Below are 4,151 nucleotides of genomic sequence, written 5' to 3'. Positions count from 1 at the left end.
CTGGATCATACTGGATAATCAACACCCTTGATAATATATAAAAGTAATGAATAAATAAAATTATGAATAGGAGGGAGAAAGGGCTGGACTGGCAAAGGGATTATGAAACATTATTTGGTAAGTATTTTATCGATGTTATTACTTCTATATCAGATAAAAGTAACTAAAAATAATAAAATGAAACATTTGAAAAATAATTTTGTAATAATTAAATTATGCAGAAAATATTTATTTAAAAAATAATTATATTTTTTTATAATTGTATGGAAAGCATTTTTTTACAAAAGGAGGAAATCCTTTGGAGTCATTTGTTGACTGGTTAAATGGAATTATATGGAGTCAAGGGTTGGTTTATCTTTGCTTAGGGATCGGTTTGTTTTACTCAATTGCAACTCGATTTCTTCAGTTACGTCACTTTAAGGACATGATTAAGCTTATGTTTCAAGGTAAAAGCTCAGATTCGGGGGTATCCTCTTTCCAGGCGTTGTCGATGGCGCTTGCGGGGAGGGTAGGAACAGGAAACATTGCTGGTGTGGCTACTGCAATTGCCTATGGCGGACCTGGCGCTGTGTTCTGGATGTGGCTTATCGCATTTTTAGGCTCCGGTTCTGCATTTGTAGAAGCGGCTCTTGGGCAAGTGTATAAAACCAAGCAAGATGGGCAATTTCGCGGGGGGCCAGCTTATTATATAGAAAAGGGCCTGAAGATAAAATGGTATGCCGTCTTGTTCGCAATCGTAACCGTTATTGCGACAGGTATGCTATTGCCTGGCGTGCAAGCTAACAGCATTGCAGTTGGTCTGAATAATGCGTTCGGGATTAGCCCGATCATTACCGGCATCATATTGATCGTTGTTCTTGGTTCCATTATTTTTGGCGGAGTTAAGCGAATTGCGGCTGTGGCACAAATCATTGTACCGTTTATGGCTCTGGGATATATTTTAGTCGCTTTGTTGATTGTAGCACTAAACATTTCCCAATTGCCTACCGTGATTTCTCTCATTTTTGCAAGCGCTTTCGGCTCGGATGCTGCCTTTGGCGGAATTATTGGAGCAGCGATTGCCTGGGGTGTAAAACGGGGAATTTATTCAAATGAAGCAGGGCAAGGGACAGCACCCCATGCCGCTGCTGCTGCCGAAGTATCACATCCCGCCAAACAAGGTCTTGTTCAGGCTTTTTCGGTTTATGTGGATACGTTGTTTGTGTGTTCCGCAACGGCATTTATGATTTTAATTACAGGTATGTATAACGTAACACCAGAGGGAGCACCTCCTATCGTAAATAATCTCGGAGATATGGAACCAGGGCCTGGTTATACGCAACAGGCGGTAGAATCAGTTTTCCCTGGGTTTGGAGCACCCTTCGTAGCGGTCTCCCTTTTCTTCTTTGCATTTACTACAATTATGGCTTACTATTATATGGCAGAAACAAACCTTGCGTACATTAATCAAAAAGTAAAGCGTGTCTGGTCGGAATATCTCCTGAAAATTGCTATCCTGGGGGTTGTTTTCTACGGAAGTGTGAAAACGGCAGGCTTGGCCTGGGCATTGGGAGACATCGGTGTGGGAAGTATGGCATGGCTGAATATCATTGCGATTCTTCTTCTTTCCAAACCTGCATTAAAAGTGTTAAAAGATTATGAAAGCCAGAAAAAAGAGGGAAAAGATCCTGTATTTGACCCTGGAAAACTGGGAATCAAGGATGCTGATTTCTGGGAAAAAGAATACAGGTACACTCCACCTACAGAATCTAATAACAGTAAAACGTTGTCTTCATGATATTTTCCAAGGATGGCTAAATGGCTATCCTTTTTTTGTGGCAGCGTATTTTTCATCCAGGCACATGTGGTGTACATCATTATATTATGGGAATGGGGAACAAAATAGAAATCCCCCATTCCTTTACATACTGAAGGTTGGGGGATGAATGTAACATCATATTATTCTATTGGATTCTTTTTGCATGCAGAGGAATACCCCATATATAGAGCATCTATAAGCTGTTTTGTGTTTTAATGCTTTATCTTCCCAACTGACGACGTCTAGCAGCCCCATTATTTGCAATAAGAGCTGGATCCAGGCAATTAACCTGACAGAAGCATTTCAAATCTACATTGACACAAATTCCTGTTCGAGTTAAAACGGTAACATCACAGACAGCATTTATCGGCAGACAGCAAATAGCGCCAGCGCCTGCTAACAGATCCACATTTGGTTGAAGCAATTCAAGTACCGCACAGCAATTATTATCAACACTTACAACCGCAAAGAAAGGTGTAACAAAGCAGTCTCCCGGTGCAGTTCCTGGGCCTGCACCAATGTTACCGAATGCAAAGTGTAAGGTACCGGCTGTATTTGTCAAAATAAATGGGATTACTTCATTACTTACACCGCTAGGAAAGCATCCTGATGTACACGTTTCTGCTGTCTGAGGTACAAGCTGGCGCAATACTTTGCAAACGCAATTATCATTGGATCTTTGACTTGTAAATCCCACATTGCTTCCACAACATCCATTACTTCTAAAATTTGTTGTTCCCACAATTATCAACTCCTTTTATTTTTAATAGCTTATGCATGATTTTAGAAGAGGAGTTGGACGAACTTCCTTGGAAAAATGCGGATTTTTTATTGTTTGTATATAAATAGTATGGAAAAATCAGATGATGAGCTTTCATTATATTTTTTTAGTGATCTTTTTGGTGGTTAAGGACCAACATATAGATGATTTACAAGGAAACGAGGGAGCATGTATACCGAACTGTATCTTTTCTTTTTCAGTATGCAGATGACAGTGAAGTTTCAGGATATATTTCAGGGGTTGTTAAGCATCGAAATTCTAAATACAATTAAATTTACCTTGACACTTGGATATTGAAACATGTAAAGTGTTAATTAACAATTGAATACATAACTTTCTTATCCAGAGAGGTGGAGGGACTGGCCCTTTGAAACCTCAGCAACAGACATCTAAAGTACTGTGCTAATTCCAGAAGCGTAGAGCTTGAAGATAAGAAGAGCAACTAGCGATAATGCCGAACCCTCTTCTGATTCTTAGAAGAGGGTTTTATATTTATTCCGGCAATATGTGTAAGGAAGCTTTTTAAAAAATAATATGAGGTGATCTTATGTCGAACGAATTAATCAAAGCAATTAATTTAATAAAAGAGAAAGAGTGGGTAGATTTGACACATACATTTGGTCCAGGATCACCGCATTTTTCAGCATTTGATGGCGCTGAGTTTACGACATTATTTAACCATGATGATGGTTTTTTCGCCCAAAGTTTTAAATTTGCAGGCCAGTATGGAACACATTTAGATGCACCTATCCACTTTGTTCGTAATAAGAGATATTTGGATGAATTAGATTTAAAAGAATTAGTATTACCTCTTGTTGTGATAGATAAGTCAAAAGAAGCTGAAGAAAATAATGATTTTACTTTAACGGTTGATGATATTTTAAATTTTGAAGCCGAGCATGGCAAAATCGAAGAAGGAACATTTGTTGCTTTACGTACAGATTGGAGCAAGCGTTGGCCAAATGAAGAAGCCTTTAATAATAAAGATAATGATGGGAATAACCATGCTCCCGGTTGGTCTTTGGACGCTTTGAAATTTTTATTTGAAGAAAGAAAAATAAAAGCGATCGGTCATGAAACATTTGATACCGACTCAAGTTTAGACTACCAAAAAAACGGGGCATTATTAGGGGAGTATTACGTACTTGAACAAGACACGTATCAAGTAGAGCTATTAACTAATTTAGACAAAGTTCCTGCAACAGGTGCAATCATTTTGAATATTGTCCCCAAACCGGAAAAAGCATCGGGATTCCCGGTAAGATCATTCGCTATATTACCATAATATAGATAATTGGCAGGTGTGATTATATACATTTGATTTGATAAATCGACCAATTTTTGTGGTGGGAGGTAAGAAAAAGACACCCTAGCCTTTTCTCTGGTCGAGTTTACCGCACAGGGTGAGCTGTTGAGGATAGCCTGTGTGCTATCCTTAACATTTTTCGTCTAATTTTAGAACTATAAGGTTAGGAAAATGTGGATTTATAACATTAAGCAAATCTTATATAAAAAGCCCAAATTCCTTCGGCTAATGCGGGACTGACCCCATAGAGTGAGACAAATAAAAAA

General features: G+C 38.6%; 3 protein-coding genes and 1 riboswitch. Of the genes, 2 read left to right on the top strand and 1 reads right to left on the bottom strand.

Annotated features, from left to right (window positions below):
* The first annotated feature begins 298 nt into the window (after window positions 1-298).
* Entirely contained in the window at window positions 299-1,777 is a 1,479-nt protein-coding gene (locus tag HMPREF0083_RS06490; protein WP_040301751.1) for an alanine/glycine:cation symporter family protein, read from the top strand.
* A gap of 241 nt (window positions 1,778-2,018) precedes the next feature.
* Here HMPREF0083_RS06490 and HMPREF0083_RS06485 read toward each other — a convergent pair whose 3' ends face one another.
* Window positions 2,019-2,540 carry a CotY/CotZ family spore coat protein gene (locus HMPREF0083_RS06485; protein WP_021620363.1) on the bottom strand — a complete coding sequence of 174 codons (522 nt, stop codon included), beginning with the start codon at window positions 2,538-2,540 and terminating at the stop codon, window positions 2,019-2,021.
* Window positions 2,541-2,914: 374 nt separating this feature from the next.
* Window positions 2,915-3,015, top strand: a riboswitch (SAM riboswitch).
* Window positions 3,016-3,126: 111 nt separating this feature from the next.
* Between HMPREF0083_RS06485 and HMPREF0083_RS06480 the strand changes: the two genes are divergently transcribed.
* Window positions 3,127-3,864: a cyclase family protein gene (locus HMPREF0083_RS06480; protein ID WP_021620361.1), complete on the top strand. Its 738-nt coding sequence runs from the start codon at window positions 3,127-3,129 to the stop codon at window positions 3,862-3,864.
* The last annotated feature ends 287 nt before the right edge of the window (window positions 3,865-4,151 follow it).

It is taken from the genome of Aneurinibacillus aneurinilyticus ATCC 12856, assembly GCF_000466385.1.
GTDB classification, from domain to species: domain Bacteria; phylum Bacillota; class Bacilli; order Aneurinibacillales; family Aneurinibacillaceae; genus Aneurinibacillus; species Aneurinibacillus aneurinilyticus.
The sequence above is the reverse complement of the archived record's forward strand: the minus strand, read 5'-3'. Positions and strand labels throughout refer to the sequence as shown.